A 23563-nucleotide genomic window follows, 5' to 3' on the forward strand; every position below is an offset into this window, starting at 1 on the left:
AGAAAAGACATGGGGATACGGATAGAGTCTGATAGCATGGGCACGATTGAAGTACCAATTGAAAGATATTACGGTGCACAATCGCAGCGTTCATTAATTAACTTTGCTATTGGTCGCGAAACAGCACCATTCGAATTAATTCGCGCTTTTGGTATTTTAAAAAAAGCAGCTGCACTTACTAATACTGAGTTAGGTAAATTACCTCAAGAAAAAGCGAGTTTTATTTTACAGGCAGCTGACGAAATTATTAAAGGCAAACTAAATGACCATTTTCCGCTTAAAATCTGGCAAACTGGGAGTGGTACGCAAACGAATATGAACGTGAATGAAGTCATTAGTAATCGCGCCATTGAACTAGCAGGTGGAAAATTAGGCAGCAAAGACCCCATTCATCCTAATGATCACGTTAACATGTCGCAATCTTCAAATGACACATTTCCCACTGCCATACATATTGCCAGTGCTGAAATGATCACTCACCAACTTCTTCCAGCGGTAAAAATGCTAGGTAATGCATTAGAAAAAAATCGAATGATTTTATCGATATTATTAAAATTGGCCGAACACATTTACAAGATGCTGTTCCTTTAACATTAGGGCAGGAATTTTCTGGGTATGTTGCACAATTAAATCACGATCTGGAGGCTATTCATCAAACTCTGCCAGTCCTTTATCGGTTAGCGCTTGGCGGAACAGCTGTGGGCACAGGTCTTAATGCCCATCCCCAGTTTGCTAAAAAGGTCGCAAAACACATCGCCAAATTGACAGGACTTCCTTTTTATTCAGCGGATAATAAATTTTCTGCACTCGCAGCACATGATGAAGCTGTGCTCATCAGTGGTGTTTTAAAAACTCTTGCTTGTTCATTGATGAAAATCGCCAACGATATTCGCTGGTTAGCCTCAGGGCCACGTTGTGGAATTGGGGAAATTTCTATTCCTGAAAATGAACCCGGTTCCTCTATTATGCCTGGCAAAGTCAATCCTACTCAGGCTGAAGCGATGACAATGGTATGCGTACAAGTCATGGGAAATGATGCAACAATTACTATTGCCGATTCACAAGGTAATTTTGAGCTGAATGTGTTCAAACCCGTGATAGCTTATAATTTAATACAGTCAATTTACTTATTAGCTGATGCTTCTCGTTCGTTTAACGATCATTGTGTGGTTGGGATCAAACCAAACAAAGAAAAAATTGAAGCCTACTTGCATAATTCCCTCATGCTCGTTACGGCACTAACCCAAATTATTGGCTATGACAAGGCTTCACAGATTGCAAAAAAGGCCTATGAAGAGAATACCAGCCTTAAAGAAGCAGCATTGCAATTAGGCTATTTAAAACCGGAAGAATTTGATAAAGCAACTGATCCAAAGAAAATGGTCAAGCTTTAGACGAGCTACAAGCGGTTTCCTATCCGTTCCCACCGGACGCGATAATTCTGAGAATCCCAACTCATCCAAATTACTATAGCATGGCCAATAAAATTCTGAAGTGGCACAGCTCCCCATGAGCGACTATCGTCGCTGTCATCACGATTGTCACCGATCATTAAATATTGCCCTTTTGGCACAATAAAACCTTTAAAATCTTGGGCTGGTCGATCAGGTCGAAGAATAATGAAATGTTTAGTATCGTCTAAATCCTCTTCATATTCCTCGGCTTTCCATGTATTACCATCATCCCCAATTTCCAAAGTGTCTTTGATAAATTTTTGAGGGACTTCCTTTCCGTTGATATAAAGCACTTTATTTTGATAGCTAATATGATCCCCCGGCAAACCAACAACGCGCTTAACAAAAGTGACCACGGGATTCACTGGCCAACGAAATAACGCAATTTGCCCTCTTTTGGGTTCAGTCACATCAATGATTTTTTTATTCCATAGCGGCAAACGCAAACCGTAATCATATTGATTAACCAAAATTAAATCACCAGGTACGATAGTAGGCTCTAAAGAGCCTGTCGGTATGCGGTAAGGTTGAAATAAAAAAGAGCGAATAATTAAAACAACTAGTAAAATAGGAAAGAGGGAGCGCGCACAATCGATAATTATAGGAACCTCGACTTTTTTAGCCTGGGGAATTTTTTTACGCGATGCCAAATAATATCAACAAAACAAATAACGCCAGAGAAAATTGTCAGCAATGCGAGAATGTTAAGAAAATTAAATATCATAGTTCACTCTCAAACATTCGGAATAACATAAATAGCTGTTCCTCGAAAAACATACGAAGATAATGCCACTCGCACCGCACCAGGTATAGTATGCCCAAACAACATCACAATTACACCATTAGCCCCAGCTTTCGCAGCTATTTCTCTCACGTATTGCTGCAATTGGGCTTCCCCTTCTGGGGTTGCCCCTTTCGAGTAAAATTGCACATTAATGTAACCTATTTTTTTATACGCGCAAGGCGCTGTCACCGGATTATAAAAATTGACTTCACTGGGAACGAATGACATCTTTGAAGGAGCTACTGTTAAAAAACACCACGTGGGATAATAGGAAATGAAGGTACTAGCAAATAGACAATAACAATAGCAACCGAAGCAAGCGCAACACTAACGAGGCTGCGCTTCATAGCATCTGAATTCAAAGGCGGGATCTCCTTAATGGAAACTGCGAAAAGCTTATTTTACTAAGCACTCTTCTTTCAAAAGCAAAAAGATTTCATTTTACTTTATCACGAGAAAATAAAGAATCCAAGCACTCTTCTCAAAGAAAGTCAAAATTAAAGACCACACATCTAAATAATCAAAAGAACTGAAATCGGAAAGCAGCAAATTTAGCGAACATGGCGTTTCTGAGCGTAGATGTATCAATAAATAGAGAACGCATGATAAGAAGCACGCGCGATTCAGAAAAGCCTTACGACTGAGAGATGCTATACCGATTTGTGTCGAATTTCACAGCTTACAGAGAGATTGCTAGGGGTCGTTATGGAATCTCCGCTGCTCCATTAGCGGTATATCAAGTTAAATCCACCTTTTCTGAACAGAAATTTGACTGGGACACTTAATGTCGATAGCACTATGATGGCTAAATAAAAAAATTTTAAAAATTTCATCACCCGTTCTCTAAAGAATATTTAAGTTAGATACCTTTGTTTCTTTAATTAAGAAAAATGATGATATAATCGTTTGTATGTCAGAGATATTGCGTCGCCTGTGGGAAGAGATCATGCCGATCATTGATGTGATCACCTTTTTTATTTTATTCATCTTTGGGCTATGTATCTTTTCTTACTTTTTGGTCGTCGGCGCTATTATCGGTTTGATCCTATTTACCATCACTTTTATTGATCTAAAAATAGACAAACATAAGAGGCCAAAAGAATCTCCTACTCAGCAAAATTATCGAATATAATGAGATCGAAGAAAAACAATTTTCACGCACTATCTATCATACTGCTTTCGTGTGGATAGTGGCAATCAGTGTTCTGATAACAATATCCCTTTACGAGATGAATCTGGATACCGAATATACAAAAAGCTGATGAGCCATCTTATCTTCATAAAAAATTTAATTCGCCGTATGCGAAATATCGAATTGACCGCTCTTACTACTTCGCACTCCCACCATTTGGTGGTGGGGATGTGCGTAGCATACACCCGGAAATTTCATAAACGGCCTATTTAATGCTTTACTCAATTAGTAACTTCAATGCTGGCATAAATGGTTGTTTTAAGTCCTTGGCCACACCTGCATGAGTGATATGACCTCGACAAACATTCAATCCATTCATTAAATGAGGATCGTCCAATAATGCCCTATGATATCCTTTATCTGCCAACGCGATAACAAAAGGTAATGTTGCATTATTTAAGGCCAAAGTTGATGTCCTTGGAACAGCACCTGGCATATTCGTCACACAATAATGAACAATACCATCAATCACATAGGTAGGTAATTTATGCGTGGTTGGTTGACTGGTTTCAAAACAACCTCCTTGGTCAATCGCCACATCCACTATTACTGACCCTGAACGCATACGTTTTAAGATGTCTCGTGAAACAAGCCTCGGTGCGGATTGACCAGGCACCAAAACAGCACCAACCACCAAATCTGCATCTATTACATATTGTTCAATACTGCCTTCTGTCGAATAAACCGTATTCAAATGACCACCGAATTGGGAATCGAGTTCCTGTAAACAACGTAGAGATTTATCCAACACAGTTACCTGAGTCTTCTTACCCATAGCCATTCGAACTGCATTTGTGCCCACTACGCCGCCTCCGATAACAGTTACCTTTCCAGGATAAACGCCAGGCACGCCTCCTAATAAAATGCCACTCCCTCCGGATGGTTTTTCCAGACAATGTGCGCCTGCCTGAATCGCCAGCCGTCCCGCTACCTGGCTCATTGGGGAAAGTAAAGGCAATCCGCCTTCTTTTGAGGTCACTGTTTCATAAGCAATAGCGATACAACCCGACTTCATTAATGCCTCAGCTTGTTGAAGATCTGGCGCTAAATGCAAATAAGTAAATAAAATTTGTTCTTCACGCAAGAGATTGTATTCACTCAGTTGTGGCTCTTTAACCTTGACAATCATTTCAGCCTGCTGAAAAAGCGCTCCTGGTGTGTCAACGATAACCGCGCCAGCGGCGCGGTATGCTTCATCTGTGAAATTAATGGCATCTCCAGCATTCCGCTCCAGAATCACTTGATGACCATGGCTCACTACTTCTCGAACACTACAAGGAGTTAATCCCACTCGATATTCTTCAGTTTTTACTTCTTTTGGAATACCTACTAGCATACTTTTTCTCCAAAAATTATTTTTAATAACCTCTATTAGAAAATGTCTTTTCCCATTTTGATAATATTTCATCTAAATCTTAATCAAACCATACGGTAATTTAGAAAATCGGTACATCAGGATCTTCATTGATTTCGATAATCATTTTCTATATAGCTCCAGATATACCCCGGTACAATAAAGTTTTTGAGCAATTACTTACCTCGTTTACTATTTCGCGAATCAGAACTGATTGAATTATTATTATGGCTAGACTAAATGTCGTGCTTCTTACCGTAATCACTTGTTTTTTCCTGTGAACACATGGTCGCAATCACTTTACCAGTGTAAAGTGGATGACGATGGTTTTTTTCATAAACAACTTCAATAATATTAATGAGTTGTGATACATCTAACCTTGTAGCAACGTGAGGCAGGATATTTCCAGAACGTGCTGACCGCCGTCAAATAATTACATTCTTCTATGCAACGTAAAATAAATCGATAATACGTTTGACGCTAACTAGAATTGTCATGCAAAGATCTCATGAAAAAAATAGGTCATTTCAATCCAGGAGCGTTTATCAGCTAATACATTGAAAACTATACCAAAATCATGATTTTTAGCTTCAGGATTGGTAAAACCATGCATAGTCCCACCAAAAATATGTAACTGCCAATCCGCCCCAGAATTTGTCATTTCTTTTTCAAAAGCCAGTACCGCATCCGATGGAACCATCGGATCATCATACCCTTGTAATACTAAGATTTTTGCTTTTATTTTTTTGGTAGGTATATTTTCAGGCGATTTTAGAAGGCCGTGGAAACTAACTACCCCTTTTAAATCTATTCCGCTTCGTGCTATATCGAGTGCGCAAAGACCGCCAAAGCAATAACCCATCACCGCTATTTTATTGGAATCCACTACACGAAGTTTTTTTGCAGTTTCCAAAGCAGCGAACAAGCGACGTCGCAATAGGACTCGATCATCTATAAATGGCTTCATCAGCTTTCTATTAGTTTCAATTCCATCGCCCAATACGCCTTTTCCATAAACATCTATCGCGAAACCTACGTATCCCATTTCTGCTAATCGCCGTGCCTTTTCTTCCACAAAAGCATCTCGCCCTCCCCATGCATGTGCAATCAAAACCGCAGGTCGTTTTTCCCTAATAACATTATCATAAGCAGCATATGCCTCCAACTGAGTATTGCCGTCTCGGTAGTCGATAGTTTCTGTATACATAACCCCCTCCTTTATATATCCTCACCACGCATCATCAATTGCGAAAACACAAGAATACATAGATACTACACCGCTTTCATTAAGCCCACAAACGCCATACTTTTTATTTCATAGAATAAAATCTATAGCTCAAATTGATGGAATTTGACGCCTTGATTTTTGGTGTAGATCCGTCTGTTTGGGTGCAGCTACTCGCCTAGTACAACGTAATCAACCATGTTATACTGTCCCAGAAAAGAGCCACAGCAGTGAATCATTATTTATCTGGTGTCTTCATATTCTGTAAAAAACGATAATTTTCATTTGTTAACTACAAAAGTTTATACTTTTCCCTCTTGAAAAGCGATAAAAAATAGACTGCTGGATTTTTAGATGTCGGCAAAATAAAATAAACATGTATGTCCAGCAGCCGGGAATGTTAGTGCAGACGCAATTTTTCACACTAATTCTCTGCAACCCGCGCAAAAGTTAAAAAATTACTCCGCAACCTTTAAGCATTCCTATATTTATAAAGAATTAAAGTCGGTCCATAAGTAATATAAGACTTGTTTTTGGAAAGGCTTTTGGTGAATCCAGCATATAGCCTCTTTAGACTAGTTTATTTTGCACGAGAAAGTCTTTTAGGCTTTTCATCATTCAGCAGACTATCGCACTCTCGTACTCTAAAATCTGTAATGGAATGTTGGAAAATTGACTATCATAAACCAGATGTCACCTACCCTTGATCAATCTTAAGTATATTTAACTAGAACGTACTATCGCGAAAATGAGGCTGGCTATTTAATTGTCAACAATCCTGGAACAGAAGTTGAGCACTATTGCAAAATATACTGCCTCCAGAACTGTAATATTCACCAAGAGATTAAATAATCTTATCAAAGGCTCTGTAATGGCTAAAATCGCAACCTTATGTCCACGTAAAATAAAGGCACCTAAAGTCTGAATAAGAGGCGGAAGTGATGGCTCGGTTCTTTAGGAAAAACATTATTTTTCCCAAAAATCGTTTTTTTCCATAGCTGCTCAACTAAAGTAGATATATAAAGCTCAAAAGAACGCAAATTCAACGCGTTTTTTATTTGATCAGCATTCAATTGCTTTACTTCCTCAAATGCCTTTCCTTCTCCCCAACGACAAGCATATTCACATGCTGCCGTTGTGATTGGCGAACCATATGACTGAAATTTAGCTTCTCTTATTTTATCGTTTTTAAAACGCAAATATAGTCGGTACAAATAACCCTGCAAAGCACTACCTACTTCACCATAGCACACATTCACACTTTTTCTATTGAGAGTACCCGCATGTCGGATATCAAAAAAATAATTGATGACTTCTTTAGAGTAGCGCATGTTTAAATGAGGAAATGATGTCGGCTCATAACTTTTTCTTTACAGCGTCCCAAATTGGGGATATTTGACGTAAACGATTTACTTGTTCAATGATATGTAGTACAGCTTCGTCTATTTCTGCTTCAGTGGTGAATCGTCCAAAACTGATACGAATAGAATTATTCGCTTGCTCTCGGCTAAGACCCATAGCGGTTAGCACATGTGAAGGAGTAGATGCCGCGGAACTACAAGCTGAGCGATTGGAAATCGCGATTTTTTGCAAGCTAAGAAGTAAAGAAGCTCCTTCGACGCCATCAAAATAAATATTGAAACAACCAGGAATTCGAGGAGCTCTTTCTCCATTAATATGGACACCCTCTAATCGAGTGAGCCCCTCCAAAAAACGATCACGCAAGCCATTAATATACTGCGTATCTTCTTTTAAACAAGCTTTTGCCAAATCAAATGCTTTTCCCATTCCCACAATTTGATGCGTTGGTAATGTTCCAGATCGCAATCGTTTTTCGTGGCCGCCACCGTGAATCAAAGGTGTTAAATGCACACGTGGTGTACGACGGACATATAAAGCACCAATTCCTTTAGGACCGTAAATTTTATGCGCCGAAAAAGACATCAAGTCTACAGGCAAATTTTTTAAATCGATTGGAATTTTGCCCACGCTTTGCGCCGCATCTACATGAAACAAGATGCCATGATCTCGAGTAATTGCACCAACGCTATTGATAGCCTGAATAACGCCCGTTTCATTATTAACATGCATTATTGAAACCAATACCGTATCAGGCCGAATAGCTGCCTTTAAATGATCGATGTTTACTAAACCACTGGGTTCTGGATCTAAATAAGTGATTTCAAATCCGCGAGAAGCTAGATAAGCACAAGTATCTAACACTGCTTTGTGCTCCGTGCTCAAAGTAATCATGTGCTTACCCCGGCGTTGGTAAAAATCTAGAGCACCCTTGATAGCCAAATTATCTGATTCCGTTGCACCTGAGGTCCATATAATTTCTCGCGAATCGGCGTTTACCAAGCTTGCCACTGATTCCCGTGCGTTTTTGATCAATTGTTGAGCTTCCCAACCATACTGGTGGTTTTCCGAAGCAGAATTACCAAAAACTCCTTCTTTTTTAAACAGAGGAGCATCTGGTCAACGATAGCAGGATCCAGTGGCGTTGTTGCCATATAATCCAAATAAATAGGTGGGCTCATGGTTTGCGTCCAATTCTATAAAACCAAAAGCAAAGCGCTAAAAATATAATCAAACCGAAGATAGTTGCAATTGGAACAAAACGAGGGCCAGCAATAGATAGGGCATTCGCGCTACCAATTATGGCAAATGGAATAGCCAAAACGACACCCATCAAAGCGCTCCCGGCTACCATCCCACACGCCATCAGTACACCTCGTTGATGATATTGGGTTACGGCTTGTTCTTGTTCAGAGGTGCGCTTTTTTCGCTGCCATGGTTTTTTGACTAAAAAGCTAACTATACCACCAACAACTACCGGTGTGATAATTTCAGGAGGAAGATAAATCCCTAATCCAACAGCCAAAGCTGGTAACCGAAAATTGCGCCGCTTCAAGCATTCATCAATAAAAATAATGATAATAGCCACTAAACCGCCGAGAACAATCATTTTCCAATTCAGATGCCTCATTAACACTCCTTGAGTAACTGCAGCCATTAAACCAGCTTGTGGAGCGGCCAGCATTTGGGTGGGGTCCATCCCTGGGCGCGGATAAACGCCCCCATTCCGTAAGCATTAAATAAAAGTTGGAGCACTGGGCCGATAACCAATGCAGATACACCTACTCCCATTGCCATCATAAATTGTTGCCGCCAAGGCGTGGCTCCTAGCATTTGTCCTGCCTTAAGATCCTGTATACTTTCACCTGTAATCGAACCAATGCAAGCAAGAATCGTAGCAATAATAATCACTGCGGAAGAGAAATAGCGCGCATTTAGAGAAATATCGGCACGAAACAGCAGTAAAAATAAAAAGGCTAATAGTAAGATAGCAGTAATTAATAAACCCGATAATGGATTATTACTGGAGCCTACCAACCCACAAAAATAACTGGAGATAGTCGCCAACAAGAATCCGATTACTAAAACAAAAATAACTGAAATTAAAGTCACTAACCATAGGTAATTACTAGCTATTATGATTACATCATGAAGATAATGAAAAATATAAAAAAACAACAGACATGCTAATACCAGAACACCGGGAAGAATCCAGATTGAAGGCATGTCGGCTTCAGTACGCAGTGGCCTTCCAACTGTTCCCTCTAAGTCTTGACGGCGGAAGCCAACAAAAGAAAGATGAATGCCTTTCGAAATAGGCTTAATCAACCGAAAAAGCGTCCACACGCCGCCGACTAACATAGTTCCTACGCCTACAAAACGAAGATGAGTATCCCATAGTTGGGTCGCAGCATCATATGCTGAAGTAATATTCGTCGCTAACCCATAATACAAACCAATAAATGGTAAAATAATTAACCATCCTATAACCGCACCTGTTAACAAACTCACGGCGACCTCAAAACCCACAATATAGCCAGCTGCTAATGTTGCTGGAGTCAAGCCCAACGCAAATCCAAAAATCGTTTTTCCTGCATACACCCATAATTGCAAATTATCAGCAACAACATTCAAAGCGGTTTGCGCAAAAGCGACGAGACTCCCCAGTAATCCGCCCTGAGCCAACAATTTCAATCCCGCGTCTCCCTGGACACTGGCCTTAAGCACATTTCCAATGGCAGTCGCTTCCGGAAAACGAAGCGCTGGAAGATGCAACATAATTCGACGCAAAGGGATTGAAAATAAAACACCTAATAATCCTCCTAAGAAAGTAATAATTGCTGTTTCACTATAAGAAAATCCTTTCCAAATATGGAGAAAAATCATAGCTGGCAAGACGAAAGCGATTGCTGCAGCTACTCCTTCACCAGCTGATGCCGCTGTTTGTGCCAAGTTACATTCTAGAACATTATGCTGTTTAAAAAGACGCAAAATACCCAACGCAAATACAGACGCAGGAATGGATGCAGAAATAGTAGTGCCAATTTTTAAAGCAAGATAAGCATTAGCTGCTGATAAGATAATTGCTAATAAAATAGATAATATAATCGCCTTTGTGGTAAGCTCAGATAGCGTTGTTGATGCTGGAATTAATGGTTCATTATCTAAATTTTTAAGTTCATTCACTGATAAATATTCCTTGATGTAGTGTATTTTGTTCACATTTATATATCTTCCCCTAACTATTCTCGAAAAATAGGAATTCAGAAGCTAACAATCAGTGACTCTTCTCATTAGCTCCCTATTTCGCGGAGATGACAAGCACTAGGTTCCCCTTAGTTTTCAAATTCATTCTATCAATAATTCCTTCGCTTATGAACCACACTTGAAACACTTCTCAAAACATCGAATTCCGTTTCGTCAATTTATATACGATCGAATAGATGATTCAAACGATTCCTTAACATTTCTAGTGAATTAGTATTAATAAATTTAAGTTTTATTTATGCGAAAAAACCCAGCATCTTTCCAACCGTAGAACTATTTTCTAACGGTTCCATAGTTTTTTCCAGTAATTGTGTTAGACAAAGATGGTGACATAGTTAATGACAAAGAAAAAGTTTTTTATTGATCCTCATCGGTTGTCTATTCGCCCTGATCAAAAACAAAGTCTATCTTTACTTCTCTAGATGCCTACTTATAGCGTTTCAGAATAAGCGTTAGTTTTTAGTACTGCCGCCTTGCAAGATTACATCTTGTAAGTTTCTTCCGAAATCATCGGCTTATAACACCGCTGTTAAAATAGTAGGTCTACGTCTAACTAACTAACGAGCTACGAGCCATCACTTGCTTATGAGGAAAAATCTAAGTTAAATCAGATAACTTAAAAACTGACATTCTTCATCACATGCATTATAAGCATTGATATCACTCAGTTACCAAGATGACTCGCATTAGCCGAAACGATTCACATATTCCCAAACGACGGATTCGACTTTTGTAGATCTTACATCCCCCATGGTATCATTTGGCGTTTGTGAATCTCGAGGTAACTGAATGAATCCTATGCTCAATATAGCTATCCAAGCAGCACGCCATGCAGGCCGTATTATCGTGCAATTTGTAGATAGATTGGATATTGTCAACATCAATGAAAAAAAACGTAACGACTTTATAACCCAGGTCGACGAATTATCTGAACAAGAAATTATTCGAACTCTACAAAAATCTTATCCTAATCATAGTATATTAGCTGAAGAATCAGGACTTCAAAAGAAAAATGAAGAGTATATTTGGATCATTGACCCTCTCGATGGAACCACCAATTTTATTCATGGTTTCCCGCAATTTGCCGTATCGATTGCATTAAAATATCGCAATAAATTAGAAGTTGCTGTTACCTATGATCCATTGCGCCAGGAATTATTTACAGCTGTTCGTGGAAGCGGTGCGCAATTAAACAGCCGTAAAATTCGGGTCAGTTCATGTCAGAAAATAGATGCTGCATTAGTTGGAACTGGTTTTCCGTTTAAAGAAAAAGAATTTTTCCCCATTTATCTTCAAACATTTAAAGCTATTTTCCCAAAAACAATCGGAATTCGTCGTGCTGGGTCTGCTACGCTAGATTTAGCTTATTTAGCCTCAGGACGTTTGGATGGTTTCTGGGAAATGTCATTAAAACCATGGGATATAGCTGCTGGCGTTTTGTTGATTACAGAAGCTGGTGGCTTTGTAACTGATTTTTATGGAAAAAATGATTATATGGAAAATGGAACACTTATTTCAGGAAATTTAAAAGTTCATAAATCACTGTTAGAAACTATTTCAAAGATAATTATTGCGAACAGACATAATTTGCCTTGACCGTGTGTGTATCCTGCACCTGAGGTAGATTTCAGGATATATCTATGAAATTCCTTTTGACTTTGTGTTTCTAGAAATGGAGTTAATAATTGTAATTTACCGATCTCAGATCTTTTTTGATAACGCAGTGGATAAGCCCATATTCGATTGTCTTTCATTTAGTGTAAATAGTTTATACATCGTCAAAGATAAATTCATTTCTTTAAATAGGGGCAGCAGTAAAACTCAAGATATTAGTTTTAATCCTAGTTTATCACAGTGCGATTAAACTCTGGCGGTTGCTGTCGTTTATTGCATCAAAAGCGGAGGCTTAGGAGGGTAATTTTAAACCAGTGATCAAGAAATCTCACATCAAGGCAAATCGTCTTCAATCTCATTAGGTAAACGCAAAAGATGCTGACGATCTAGTTTAAAAGCTACTACTAAAGAACCCGCGACATAGATTGAAGAATAAGTTCCGATAGCAATCCCAACAATCAATGCCAAAGAAAAAGGGCGCAAGATCTCTCCTCCAAAAATAAATAAAGTAATAACTACCAACAAAGCTAATCCTGATGTTATAACAGTCCGTGAAAGCGTCTGGTTAATAGATAAATTGATAATTTCTGATGGTGTTCCGCAACGTATCCTACGGAAATTTTCCCGAATACGATCATAAACGACAATTGTATCATTCAAAGAATACCCGATGACGGTCAACACTGCAGCTAAGACAATTAAATTAAATTCAATGTGAAAAAAAGAAAAAATACCCAAAATAAAAATAGGATCGTGAATTAAGGCAATAGCAGCACTCAACGCAAACCGTAATTCAAATCGTAACGCGATATAAATCATCGTGGTAATTAACGCAACAATGATAGCTAAAATTCCATTCATCATTAACTGCTTGCTTACCTGCGCACCAATGTAATTCAAGGAAGTTATTTGAGCGGTTGGCATAGCTGCTATTAATCTCGCTTTTAATTGTTCTTGTGTTAAATATTTATAGAGCGCCACTCGGACAGAAATGTGACGAACATCATAACCACGCACTACTGCCTGATAAAATCCCTGTTCTACTAAATTCTTACGTATTTTTGCAGTATCGATGGGGTTAGAAAAATTAACCTCCACTTGCATGCCACCTGTAAAATCCAAACCCAAATTAAGACCGTAAATTGAAAGCGAGAGAATCGAAGCTACAAACATAATCACCGAAAAAGTGCCCGCCCACTTACGTTGGCGAACGAATGGAATTTTGATATTCATCTTAAAAAATTCCATTATCGCTGATCCTTGATAGGTTGTATCTTGATACCAATAGACAAATTCGAAATGCGGTTACGCCTATAAATCAAATTAACTATTGAACGGGTGAAGAAGATAGCCGTCAACATAGATGACAGTAAACCGATACTCGTGGTAACTGCAAAACCTTGTACAGGACCTGAGCCTAACGCGAATAAAACAAACATCACAATCAATGTGGTTATGTTAGCATCTACAATAGTTATAAAAGCACGCTCATAGCCTACTTTAATACTTGCCTGAGGCGACATGCCGGCACGCAACTCTTCACGGATACGTTCATTAATTAAGACATTCGCATCCACTGCCATACCCATAGTTAAAACGATACCAGCAATACCTGGTAATGTTAGCGTTGCCCCCAAAATCGATAGGACAGCGATAATAAACATGATATTCAACATTAACGCTACATCAGCAATTACACCAAACAGACGATAGTAAAATGCCATAAATAGAATTACCGCCAAAGCGCCAATTTCTGTCGATAAAACGCCTATATGAATATTTTCTTTTCCGAGACTAGGCCCTACTACACGTTCTTGTACAAAATACACTGGAACTGGATATGCACCTGAACGCAATAACAATGCTAAATTCTTCGCATATTCCATCGTGGACAAATTAGTAATTTGAAAACTATTACCTAAAGCGTTTTGTATAGTTGCTACATTAATAAGTCGCTCTATTTTTCGATATCGAGTAATTATTTTGCCGTTTTCTAAATGACGTGTAGTTCGTGTCTCGACATAAACGACAGCAAGTGGTTTTCCTATATTTTCGGCCGTTATTCGATTAAAGGAAGATATATCATCACCACTCACACGAATTTGGACAGCCGGACGGCCGTTTTCACCAATAATGCTAGATGCATTGATAATCGAAGTTCCTTTTAGTACTATTTGCCCCTTTAACAAAATAGGATAACCTTCATACGTGTAGAGTTTCGACTCAAGGGGAACTACGCCCGTTTTTGCTGCCATTTGAGCATTGTGGTCTACGTCTACTAATTGCAAATAAATAGTGGCTACTTTGCCAATAATATCTTTAGCGCACGCTGTATCCTGAATGCCTGGTAAATCAATGCTAATATAACTAACTCCCTGCTGCTGAATAACCGGTTCCGCTACTCCTAACTCATTCACTCGCATCCGCAAAATCATGATAATTTGATCCATCACGTTTTGTTGTGTTTGTCGCAATGTTGTTTTTAAAATAGTGCCCTGAAGTGCAAGCCCTTTCTTTTTAAATTCATAGTGAGAAAACTGTTTTTTTAGAAATGTAATAGCTTTATCTCGCGATGACTGATCACGAAAATAAATGCTGATACCCTGTGCATCGCTCAACATATCAGTATACCGAACTTGTCTTTCTCGCAGGACTCTCGCCACAGCATGTAAATCACCTGTTTCCTGAGCCTTTACCATTGCATCAACATCAGTCTTTAATAAAAAGTGAATACCTCCACGCAAATCCAATCCCAATCGCATAGGTTTTGCTGCAATTGCCTGAAACCATCTAGGCGCTCGAGGTGCCAAATTCAAGGCAACTGAATAATCCGAACCTACAATAGCCTGAATCAGATCGTGTCCTTTTAATTGAGTTTCCGTATCGTGAAAGCGCACTAAGATAAAATTTTTAGTACTCTGAATAGATTGATAAGACAGATGCTGAGCACTTAAAATTGAAGCAATGTGATTTTTGATTGTCTCTGAAATTGAAGCATTCTCTTTTACCCTAATTTGTATGGCGGGATCTTCGCCATACAAATTAGGGAGTGCATAAATCACACTAATGACCACAAGTGAAACAAGTAAAACATAGCGCCACAGTGTCGGGTACTGATTCATGACCCCTAACCTAAGTCAGAAATTTTTAAGTAAATTCGATTGTCCCTTTGGGTAGCAGAGACATAATGGAAGTTTTTTGAACCATAATTTCAGTGCCCTTAGAAACTTCAAGAACAACAAAACTATCTTTAAATCGCGTTACTCTCGCCACAATACCTCCTGTGGTTACCACTTCATCGCCAAGCAATAAACCTTCTAGCAGTTGCCGAAGTTCTTTGGCCCTTTTAGTCTGTGGTCGGATCAGCAACAAATAAAACACCGAGATTAATAGCAGTGGCAACCATAATATCGACCAAAAACTTCCTCCATGAGACTGTTGGGCCAACATTGGTACAGCATAAGCCGTGCCAATACCTACCAAATTTAAAAGGCTCATAGCGTTACTCCTCAAAAACGCCTTAATGTACCGCGTTCCAAAGTAAGACGCAAATATTCTGACTCGAGACACTTTTAAGTACTTCGCTTATCGATTTCCTAGTGTTACACTAATCTCATGATAAAATATGAAAAAAATCAAGTTATTGCTGTAGGTCTTTCAGGCGGAGTAGATTCATCTGTAGCTGCGCTCATCCTAACAAAAACCGGTTATGAAGTTATCGGACTTTTTATGCAAAATTGGGAAGTTGACAAAGAAGACATTGTTTGCACAACTGAACAAGACTTAAACGACGCTAAAGCGGTCTCAGATCATATAGGTATCCCACTATACACAGTGAACTTCAGCAAAGAATATTGGGATAATGTCTTTCAACACTGTCTGGATGAGTTCAATGCGGGACGAACCCCCAATCCAGATGTCTGGTGTAACCGAGAGATAAAGTTTAAATTGCTTTTGAAGCATGCTAAAAAACTTGGTGCTGGCCACCTCGCTACAGGACACTATGCACGCATTAAAGAGAAAAATGGTCATTACCACTTACTAAAAAGCTGTGATAATAATAAAGATCAAAGCTATTTTTTGTATCTGCTAAATCAATATCCATTAGCTAATAGCCTCTTTCCCTTGGGGAGATATCAAAAATCTGATATCCGTACCATTGCCAAAGAGGCAGCGCTTATCACGCACGCCAAAAAAGACAGCACCGGCATTTGTTTTATCGGCAAACGAAAATTTAAAGAATTTTTAAGTGAATTTTTACTTGCACAACCTGGTAATATAGAAACACCAGACGGGAAAATCGTCGGCAAACATGATGGCATAATGTTTTATACACGTGCTCAACGGAAAGGCCTGCATATCGGCGGTCAAGCTCATGCCAACGACAAACCATGGTATGTTATTGACAAAGATGTTCAACGCAATGTGCTAATCGTTGATCAAGGACATGACCATCCGTTGCTCTATTCACACGAATTAATTTGCACGAAATTGCATTGGATCAGTGGTACCTATCCACTTCTCCCATTGACTTGTAAGGCAAAAATACGTTACCGTCAAGCCGATCAGGCCTGTAAGGTGACTGTGCTTAGCGAAGGTCGATTTCGTGTTGAATTTGAGCAAGCGCAATGGGCTATTACACCAGGTCAATCCGTGGTTTTTTATATAGACGATGAATGTTTAGGCGGGGGTATTATCGAAAAATGACAACGAAACTCTTTGGTAGAAGCTGTAAACCTTGCAAAGATGGAATACTACCGTTAACGAAAAAAGAGGCGGAAACTTTATTGAAGCAATTAGCAGATTGGATACTTGATGACTCAGGCATACAAATTAGTAAAGTTTTTCGATTTAAAAATTTTTACCAAACGATAAGTTTTATTAATGCGATTGCGTGGATTGTGAATCAGGAAAATCATCATCCAGATCTTAAAATAAGTTATAATTGTTGCCGTGTACATTTTACCACACATAGCATTCAGGGGTTGTCAGAGAATGACTTTATCTGTGCTGCAAAAATTGATCAGTTAATTTGATCAGAAAGCCCATCTTTTTCTCAAGCATAGGAGGTAGCTTCTAAAAATGAATTTAATTAGGTCTATTGTAACTACCGCTACTGAACCTGTCGACAATAAATAGGGATACAATGGAAAAATAAAAGGTGTGGCAGCGTGTTTAGCCTTGTTATTAGTGTCATTGCCACCAACCGGCCGTTTTATTAATCATCTATGAGCACCCGCCCGGACGGCAGCAGGTAATCATTTTATATTTCCTCACACGAACTTTATAAAAATGCCCTTCCTTTATGATAATAAAAATTATCTGCTTTTCAAACAAACTTGAGGTTTTCTTCTCCTGTTTTCCTAAAATGACGCACTGTTACATAATAATCTTATCAAGCAGTGAAACAAACATCCTTATGAGAAATTGTGTTATCATATTCTTCACCCTTTGTGTGAGTCTAAAGAAATATTTTATCGTTTGGCGAAAATTAAGGTCAGAAATAAAAAATTTTACCCAAATAAACTTTGGGGTGCTTTTGGATATTGTCGTTCTGTAAAAAATTGGAAATTTATATAGTTAAATAATTAAGCGCATCAAACAATGTGTGAAACATGTTATGTTTACTGTTCACAGTGTATCCTTTTTCCTCTTCCGTCCCGCATATAGTTAAACCTCGAAATGACAGGGAAAAAAATCGATTCAGTTCAGTCTGGAATAAAAAAGAAAGGGTGTCATCAGTTTTTCATTATCGCTTTCCTTTAAAAAAATTGTCGATTCTTTCACGGGCTTCTTTGGAGTTACGTATGGAAGCTAAGAGGGTGGCAGTTTTTGAGATAATATTTTCATTAATGGGACAGAGGTTATTGAGTAACTGTTTAGTTGCCAACAAAGCTTGGGGACCATTTTTTTTAATGGATTCTGCAATGGTATAACCCGTTGATTGTAATTCATTAGCATTAACAACTTGATGCAAAAGTCCTATTTTTTTTGCTTCTGTTGCAGCGAATAATTCAGCTGTTAAAAAGTAACGTCGCGCAAGGCCACAGCCAATTGAACGGATAATATAGGGCGCAATTATTGCGGGAATTAATCCCAACTTAACTTCAGAAAAACAAAATTGTGTCTCTGTAGTGGCAATGGTGATATCGCAACAAGCCATGAGTCCAATTCCACCGCCCATAACACAACCATGAAGTAGCGCAATAGTAGGTTTAGATAATTGGTCGATCTGTCGCAAAAGATTCCCTAATGTCAATGCGTCTGCTTCATTTTCTTCACGAGAGAATTTAACCATCCGTTTCATCCAGTTTAGATCAGCACCAGCAGAAAAATTTTTACCTTTAGCATTAATAATAACTACCTGAATGTTTTCATCGGTATCAATTTTTTTAAAAACCCTTTTTAGTTCAGTAATAACGACTTCATTAAAAGCATTACATTTTTTTGGACGGTTTAGAGTGATGACGCAAATATTTTTTTCAACGTTTTGTCGAATGCATGACGGTTTTGTCATCTTCCCCTCTCTACTTTTTTACCTTTACATCCTAAATACACCAAAATGGGTTTTAGAAATAGGTGCATTTAAGCTTGCCGAAATACAAAGGCTCAAAGTACGTCGTGTATCCACTGGGTTAATGACGCCATCATCCCACAATCTGGCGCTGGAATAATAAGGATTTGACTGAGCCTCATAAGTAGCACGAATATTCGCTTTAAATTTTTCTTCCTCTTTTTTATTCCACACCTCATTGCGTCGCTCCATTTGGTCATGTTTCACTTGAGCAAGTACGTTGGCTGCCTGTTCGCCACCCATAACGGCAATACGCGCATTAGGCCATATAAACAAAAATCGAGCACGATAACCACGGCCGCACATAGCGTAATTTCCCGCGCCATAGCTGTTTCCGATAATAACAGTGAATTTAGGTACTTCGCTACACGCCACCGCATGAACCATTTTGGCTCCATGTTTTGCAATACCACTAGTTTCGTATTTTTTCCAACCATAAAGCCAGTGATATTTTGTAAAAATACGAGAGGAATTTTTCGTTGACTACACAATTCAATAAAATGAGCGCCTTTCAATGCGGATTCTGAAAACAAAATACCATTATTAGCGATGATCCCGATGGGATAACCATAAATGTGTGCAAAGCCACAAATTAAAGTACTTCCATAAAGGGGTTTAAATTCTTCGAACTGAGAAGCATCTACTAGGCGAGCGATAATTTCGTGTACATCATAAGGTATACGAAGATCTGTGTTAATAATTCCGAGAATTTCCTCAGGGTCATAAGCAGGCTCTTCGATAGGGCAAGTCACCAAAGAAATTGTTTTTTTTCGATTTAAGTGGCTTATACATTCGCGCGCTATTTTTAAAGCATGTGTATCGTCATACGCAAGATAATCGGAAACACCTGACAACCGGCAATGCATATCAGCACCGCCTAATTCTTCTGCTGTAACAATTTCACCGACTGCCGCTTTAACCAAAGGAGGACCACCTAAAAAAACAGTGGACTGCTTTTGTACCATGATAACTTCATCAGACATCGCTGGTACGTAAGCACCTCCGGCAGTACACGACCCCATAACGATCGCAATCTGAGGAATATTTTTGGAAGAAAGACGTGCTTGATTGTAAAAAATATGACCAAAATGATCCTTATCTGGAAATACTTCATCTTGTTTAGGAAGATAAGCCCCGCCGGAATCGACTAAATAAATACAAGGTAAATCATTTTCTTCGGCAATTGTTTGTGCGCGCAGATGTTTTTTAACAGTAATAGGGTAGTATGTTCCCCCTTTGACGGTTGGGTCATTAGCGATAATTATACATTCCTGTCCGGCAATTTGTCCGATGCCAGTCACTATACCGCCAGCTGGTACATTATCATCTTCATAGAGTTTATAACCTGCCAAAGAAGACAATTCCAGAAAAGCTGCACCCGAATCTAACAGTCGCTCGATACGTTCACGTACTAGTAATTTTCCCTGCTCACGTTGCCGTTGGCATGATTGCTCCGGACCTCCTTTTCTGATTTTAGCGAGTAAAGCTTCCAATGTTTTTATCTGTAACTCCATCGCCGCTTTATTTTTTTTAAAGTCTTCGCTATTGATTTTTATTTTCGAAACAATTTTCGGCATCTATATTGTCTCCATAGCAACCGCTGTTGATTCGCTGCCGCCAATAATAAGTAGGTTACCGCGTTTTAAATTATTTTTTTCAGGATGTGTCATATGGGTTTTATTCAAGATTTTTCCGGATTGACTCTCATGGCATTTTCGTCGGAATAATAACGGTAGCTTTTTGGTATTTGATGATCATGGGAACAATTGCATCAGTATTTCTATCCTTGTTGGCTTTTTTGCTCGTAGTAGTGAAATAATCATAAAGTCACACACTTCGCACGAAATGATATCGCTCAGAACATATGTTTTGGCAAATACTAATATCATATGATCATAGATTCGGTCATGTTCTAAAAAGTAACTAAATCGCTATTATAAAATAAGGTGTATAAGACATTTTTCCATACTGCCAGCGATATGTTTATAGGAACTAGCAAGAAATTTCATTAACACCCTATAGGCGTTCGGGCAGAACTTATAATGACAACTTGGGCTTTCATTCATAAAGTTTATCTCCAATGTCTTTGAATAGTTTACGTCCAATAATAATTCGCCGAATTTCCGATGTACCGGCACCGATTTCATATAATTTGGCATCGCGTAGAAAGCGCTCGACGGGGAACTCAGCAATATATCCATTGCCACCAAGACATTGAATAGCTTTTAAGGCTACTTGGGTCGCATTTTCAGCAGCAAAGAGAAAAGCGCTGGCAGTGTCTTTTTGATGCATTTTTCCCGCGTCGGCGCTTTTTGCAATAGCGTATAAATATGCGCGACTAGCATTCAACGCTGTATACACATCAGCTATTTTTTCTTGTATTAACTGAAATTCAGAAATCGATTTTTTAAACTGCTTACGTTTGTGAACGTACGGTAAGATAACATCAAGACAAGCTTGCATCAAGCCTAGTGGACCTCCACCCAATACTAAACGTTCATAATCGAGCCCGCTCATCAAAATAGAAATAGCCTTATTAATTTCGCCTAATATATTTTCTTGAGGTACTCTGCAATTATTAAAAACCAGTGCGCAGGTGTCAGATCCTCGCATCCCCAATTTATCCAGTTTTTGTGCTGTTCGATAACCAGGCATACCTTTTTCAATTAAAAACGCACTGATGCCATGTGCTTTTGCTTCTAGATTAGTTTTAGCGTAAACAATTAATACATCCGCTTCTGGACCATTCGTGATCCACATTTTAGTGCCGTTTAACACAAATACTTCGCCTTCTTTTTTAGCAGAAAGTTGCATATTAACAACATCGGAACCTGCTTCTACTTCACTCATAGCCAATGCACCAACATATTCGCCGCTAATTAATTTTGGAAGATAGCGTTCTTTTTGTACTTTTGTACCGAAGCGATTGATTTGGTTAACGCATAAATTGGAATGCGCTCCGTAACTTAAACCTAATGAACCAGAAGCACGACTGATTTCTTCCATGGCAATAACGTGAGCGAGATAACCTATATTGATTCCACCATATTTTTTATCTGCCGTAATACCAAGAATGCCTAGAGCACCCAGTTTAGGCCATAAATCTCGAGGGAATTGATTAGTAGCATCAATTTTGGCAGCACGAGGAGCAATTTCTTCGCTAGCAAATTGCCGTATAGATTGACGGAGCATATTAATAGTGTCATCAAGCTGGAAATCAGGTCCATGAATCATATTATGATCACCTTGCTTTAAAGATTTATATTTTAACCATTCAAACAGGACGATAACAATGATCATAACCATAAAAAAATGATATCTTTAATTTCGCTTACTTTTATATTACCAATTCGTATTTTTACAGGAACGTTAGTCTAACATTATGATTTACTCTAAAATAAGATAAGTGTATAACTAAAAGAGATTTGCTCTCTCAATACAAAAATATTATAAAAAAGGCAAATAATAGAACGTGCGGGCTCTAGCTTGAAGAATGTGTAGTATGATTTATCATTATCTCCGCCCATTTTTATTCAAAATGGATCCTGAAATTGCTCATGCGTTAGCTTTAAAATGTTTTAAATTGGTTTCTTGTTCATGGATCATTAATCAACGATTAGCGTCTTTTCCTCAACAACCAACGTCGGTATTTGGTATTCGTTTTCCTAATCCAGTGGGGCTTGCCGCCGGTTTAGATAAAAATGGAGATTATATTGATTCATTATTAGGTCTTGGTTTTGGTTTTGTAGAAGTAGGTGCGATAACCCCAAAATTCCAGACTGGAAATCCGAAGCCTCGTTTATTTCGTTTGCCAGAGGCAAAAGCCTTAATCAATCGATTAGGATTTAATAATTTAGGCGTCGATTACTTAGTTCGACAACTTAAAAAACGTAAAATTAATGGAATAGTTGGTGTCAACATCGGAAAAAATCTAGCGACACCTTTAGAAAAAGCAAGCGAAGATTATCTCTATTGTTTGAAAAAGGTTTATCCATATGTGGACTATGCCACTATCAATATTTCTTCTCCAAACACTCCAGGATTGCAAGAATTACAGACTGAACACAATCTCGGGAACTTATTAAATAGCCTAAAAAAAGAACAGAAACGGTTAGAGAAGCATTATCGAAAACATGTGCCGTTGCTTTTAAAAATATCACCGGATTTAACGAAAGTAGAGATAGAAATGATTGGCCTTTTAGCGTTAAAGCACCATATAGAAGGTATTGTTGCGACAAATACCACTGCTAATCATGAAGGTATTAAAGGATTGCCGCACGCGGATGAAGTAGGCGGAATGAGTGGTAAGCCACTCTTTCCAACGACATTGCGTATAGTCGCCCAATTACGTACTTTTTTAAGCGATAAGATTCCAATTATTGCTGTTGGAGGTATTCATTCAGGGGAAGATGTAGTGGCTTTGTTGGCGGCAGGAGCGAAGCTGGTTGCCCTATATACGGGATTAATTTATGAAGGACCAAAGTTGGTTCGATCGATTATTGAATTTCTTAAAAATAAATTATAGTTTTAAGTAAGTTTGCTTTACTTTTGGATTTATTGCTAGGAGTAAGAGTATTCAGCTAGCATAAACTGCCGAATGGTTTAAATTCATCACTATCATACACAGCAAGCCTTCTGTTCTAGATTTATCAGTCTTTGCTACATGAATGAACACAACATCTTTTCTGACTCGGCAAAAGCAAAGCAAATTGCATCGTCACTTCATTAGTATACCAATTG

General features: G+C 38.6%; 16 protein-coding genes and 4 pseudogenes. 6 read left to right on the top strand and 14 right to left on the bottom strand.

Features of this window, described 5'->3' with window-relative positions; genetic code table 11:
* The first annotated feature begins 15 nt into the window (after positions 1-15).
* A pseudogene (gene fumC / locus LG660_RS01190) lies at positions 16-1394 on the top strand (class II fumarate hydratase).
* 5 nt (positions 1395-1399) lie between these two features.
* On the opposite strand, the pseudogene lepB reads toward fumC, so the two are convergent.
* A pseudogene (gene lepB / locus LG660_RS01195) lies at positions 1400-2178 on the bottom strand (signal peptidase I).
* Between the two features lie 9 nt (positions 2179-2187).
* A complete protein-coding gene (locus LG660_RS01200; protein WP_258267557.1) occupies positions 2188-2466 on the bottom strand; it encodes a hypothetical protein in 279 nt (92 codons plus the stop codon).
* Positions 2467-3148: 682 nt separating this feature from the next.
* Here LG660_RS01200 and LG660_RS01205 point away from each other — a divergent pair.
* A complete protein-coding gene (locus tag LG660_RS01205) occupies positions 3149-3370 on the top strand; it encodes a hypothetical protein (RefSeq protein ID WP_258267558.1) in 222 nt (73 codons plus the stop codon).
* Between the two features lie 277 nt (positions 3371-3647).
* Here LG660_RS01205 and ald read toward each other — a convergent pair whose 3' ends face one another.
* The 6 genes and pseudogenes from ald to LG660_RS01235 all read right to left on the bottom strand — a co-directional run bounded on the left by ald (position 3648) and on the right by LG660_RS01235 (position 10554).
* On the bottom strand, positions 3648-4766 hold the full coding sequence (gene ald / locus LG660_RS01210; RefSeq protein ID WP_258267698.1) for an alanine dehydrogenase: 1119 nt from the start codon (positions 4764-4766) through the stop codon (positions 3648-3650).
* 511 nt (positions 4767-5277) lie between these two features.
* On the bottom strand, positions 5278-5991 hold the full coding sequence (locus LG660_RS01215) for a dienelactone hydrolase family protein (protein WP_258267559.1): 714 nt from the start codon (positions 5989-5991) through the stop codon (positions 5278-5280).
* Positions 5992-6923: 932 nt separating this feature from the next.
* A complete protein-coding gene (locus LG660_RS01220) occupies positions 6924-7340 on the bottom strand; it encodes an iron-sulfur cluster assembly scaffold protein (protein WP_258267560.1) in 417 nt (138 codons plus the stop codon).
* A 25-nt stretch (positions 7341-7365) separates the two neighbouring features.
* Positions 7366-8549 (bottom strand): annotated as a pseudogene (locus LG660_RS01225) (IscS subfamily cysteine desulfurase).
* On the bottom strand, positions 8546-9052 hold the full coding sequence (locus tag LG660_RS01230; RefSeq protein WP_258267561.1) for an OPT/YSL family transporter: 507 nt from the start codon (positions 9050-9052) through the stop codon (positions 8546-8548). Before LG660_RS01230 ends, LG660_RS01225 begins: the two are co-directional and overlap by 4 nt.
* Positions 9025-10554, bottom strand: coding sequence for an OPT family oligopeptide transporter (locus LG660_RS01235; protein WP_258267562.1), 1530 nt, complete (start codon positions 10552-10554; stop codon positions 9025-9027). The genes LG660_RS01230 and LG660_RS01235 overlap by 28 nt, the downstream gene beginning before the upstream one ends.
* An 870-nt stretch (positions 10555-11424) precedes the next feature.
* Here LG660_RS01235 and LG660_RS01240 point away from each other — a divergent pair.
* Positions 11425-12231, top strand: a complete 807-nt coding sequence (locus LG660_RS01240; protein WP_258267563.1) for an inositol monophosphatase family protein — start codon at positions 11425-11427, stop codon at positions 12229-12231.
* Between the two features lie 351 nt (positions 12232-12582).
* On the opposite strand, the gene secF is transcribed toward LG660_RS01240, so the two are convergent.
* Genes secF through yajC form a run of 3 tightly spaced genes read right to left on the bottom strand, consistent with a single transcriptional unit; the run spans position 12583 to position 15747 of the window.
* Positions 12583-13497 (bottom strand): protein translocase subunit SecF, encoded by a 915-nt coding sequence (gene secF / locus LG660_RS01245; protein ID WP_258267564.1) that lies wholly within the window; start codon positions 13495-13497, stop codon positions 12583-12585.
* Complete coding sequence (gene secD, locus LG660_RS01250; RefSeq protein WP_258267565.1) at positions 13497-15371, bottom strand: protein translocase subunit SecD; 1875 nt, start codon at positions 15369-15371, stop codon at positions 13497-13499. Before secD ends, secF begins: the two co-directional genes overlap by 1 nt.
* 25 nt (positions 15372-15396) lie before the next feature.
* On the bottom strand, positions 15397-15747 hold the full coding sequence (yajC, locus tag LG660_RS01255; protein WP_258267566.1) for a preprotein translocase subunit YajC: 351 nt from the start codon (positions 15745-15747) through the stop codon (positions 15397-15399).
* A 117-nt stretch (positions 15748-15864) separates the two neighbouring features.
* Here yajC and mnmA point away from each other — a divergent pair, with 117 nt between their 5' ends.
* Entirely contained in the window at positions 15865-16956 is a 1092-nt protein-coding gene (gene mnmA / locus LG660_RS01260) for a tRNA 2-thiouridine(34) synthase MnmA (RefSeq protein ID WP_258267567.1), read from the top strand.
* The gene (locus LG660_RS01265; protein WP_258267568.1) at positions 16953-17285 is read left to right on the top strand and encodes a 4a-hydroxytetrahydrobiopterin dehydratase; all 333 of its coding nucleotides are present in this window, start codon (positions 16953-16955) and stop codon (positions 17283-17285) included. The genes mnmA and LG660_RS01265 overlap by 4 nt, the downstream gene beginning before the upstream one ends.
* Before the next feature lie 713 nt (positions 17286-17998).
* On the opposite strand, the gene LG660_RS01270 is transcribed toward LG660_RS01265, so the two are convergent.
* From LG660_RS01270 to LG660_RS01280, 3 genes and pseudogenes are all read right to left on the bottom strand, one after another.
* Positions 17999-18766: an enoyl-CoA hydratase-related protein gene (locus LG660_RS01270; protein WP_258267569.1), complete on the bottom strand. Its 768-nt coding sequence runs from the start codon at positions 18764-18766 to the stop codon at positions 17999-18001.
* 24 nt (positions 18767-18790) lie between these two features.
* Positions 18791-20400: pseudogene (locus tag LG660_RS01275) on the bottom strand (carboxyl transferase domain-containing protein).
* Between the two features lie 481 nt (positions 20401-20881).
* Positions 20882-22057 carry an isovaleryl-CoA dehydrogenase gene (locus LG660_RS01280; protein ID WP_258267699.1) on the bottom strand — a complete coding sequence of 392 codons (1176 nt, stop codon included), beginning with the start codon at positions 22055-22057 and terminating at the stop codon, positions 20882-20884.
* Positions 22058-22325: 268 nt separating this feature from the next.
* Between LG660_RS01280 and LG660_RS01285 the strand changes: the two genes are divergently transcribed.
* Positions 22326-23348 carry a quinone-dependent dihydroorotate dehydrogenase gene (locus LG660_RS01285; protein ID WP_258267570.1) on the top strand — a complete coding sequence of 341 codons (1023 nt, stop codon included), beginning with the start codon at positions 22326-22328 and terminating at the stop codon, positions 23346-23348.
* The last annotated feature ends 215 nt before the right edge of the window (positions 23349-23563 follow it).

Origin of the sequence: Coxiella-like endosymbiont, assembly GCF_024730665.1 — a bacterium.
Taxonomy (GTDB): Bacteria; Pseudomonadota; Gammaproteobacteria; order Coxiellales; family Coxiellaceae; genus Coxiella.

Excerpts from the sequence above, each read along its gene's own strand:
- LG660_RS01200 (WP_258267557.1), bottom strand. The coding sequence starts at position 2,466 with ATGTCATTCGTTCCCAGTGAAGTCAATTTTTATAATCCGGTGACAGCG.
- LG660_RS01205 (WP_258267558.1), top strand. The coding sequence starts at position 3,149 with ATGTCAGAGATATTGCGTCGCCTGTGGGAAGAGATCATGCCGATCATT.
- ald (WP_258267698.1), bottom strand. The coding sequence starts at position 4,766 with ATGCTAGTAGGTATTCCAAAAGAAGTAAAAACTGAAGAATATCGAGTG.
- LG660_RS01215 (WP_258267559.1), bottom strand. The coding sequence starts at position 5,991 with ATGTATACAGAAACTATCGACTACCGAGACGGCAATACTCAGTTGGAG.
- LG660_RS01220 (WP_258267560.1), bottom strand. The coding sequence starts at position 7,340 with ATGCGCTACTCTAAAGAAGTCATCAATTATTTTTTTGATATCCGACAT.
- LG660_RS01230 (WP_258267561.1), bottom strand. The coding sequence starts at position 9,052 with ATGCTGGCCGCTCCACAAGCTGGTTTAATGGCTGCAGTTACTCAAGGA.
- LG660_RS01240 (WP_258267563.1), top strand. The coding sequence starts at position 11,425 with ATGAATCCTATGCTCAATATAGCTATCCAAGCAGCACGCCATGCAGGC.
- secF (WP_258267564.1), bottom strand. The coding sequence starts at position 13,497 with ATGGAATTTTTTAAGATGAATATCAAAATTCCATTCGTTCGCCAACGT.
- secD (WP_258267565.1), bottom strand. The coding sequence starts at position 15,371 with ATGAATCAGTACCCGACACTGTGGCGCTATGTTTTACTTGTTTCACTT.
- yajC (WP_258267566.1), bottom strand. The coding sequence starts at position 15,747 with ATGAGCCTTTTAAATTTGGTAGGTATTGGCACGGCTTATGCTGTACCA.
- mnmA (WP_258267567.1), top strand. The coding sequence starts at position 15,865 with ATGATAAAATATGAAAAAAATCAAGTTATTGCTGTAGGTCTTTCAGGC.
- LG660_RS01265 (WP_258267568.1), top strand. The coding sequence starts at position 16,953 with ATGACAACGAAACTCTTTGGTAGAAGCTGTAAACCTTGCAAAGATGGA.
- LG660_RS01270 (WP_258267569.1), bottom strand. The coding sequence starts at position 18,766 with ATGACAAAACCGTCATGCATTCGACAAAACGTTGAAAAAAATATTTGC.
- LG660_RS01280 (WP_258267699.1), bottom strand. The coding sequence starts at position 22,057 with ATGATTCATGGACCTGATTTCCAGCTTGATGACACTATTAATATGCTC.
- LG660_RS01285 (WP_258267570.1), top strand. The coding sequence starts at position 22,326 with ATGATTTATCATTATCTCCGCCCATTTTTATTCAAAATGGATCCTGAA.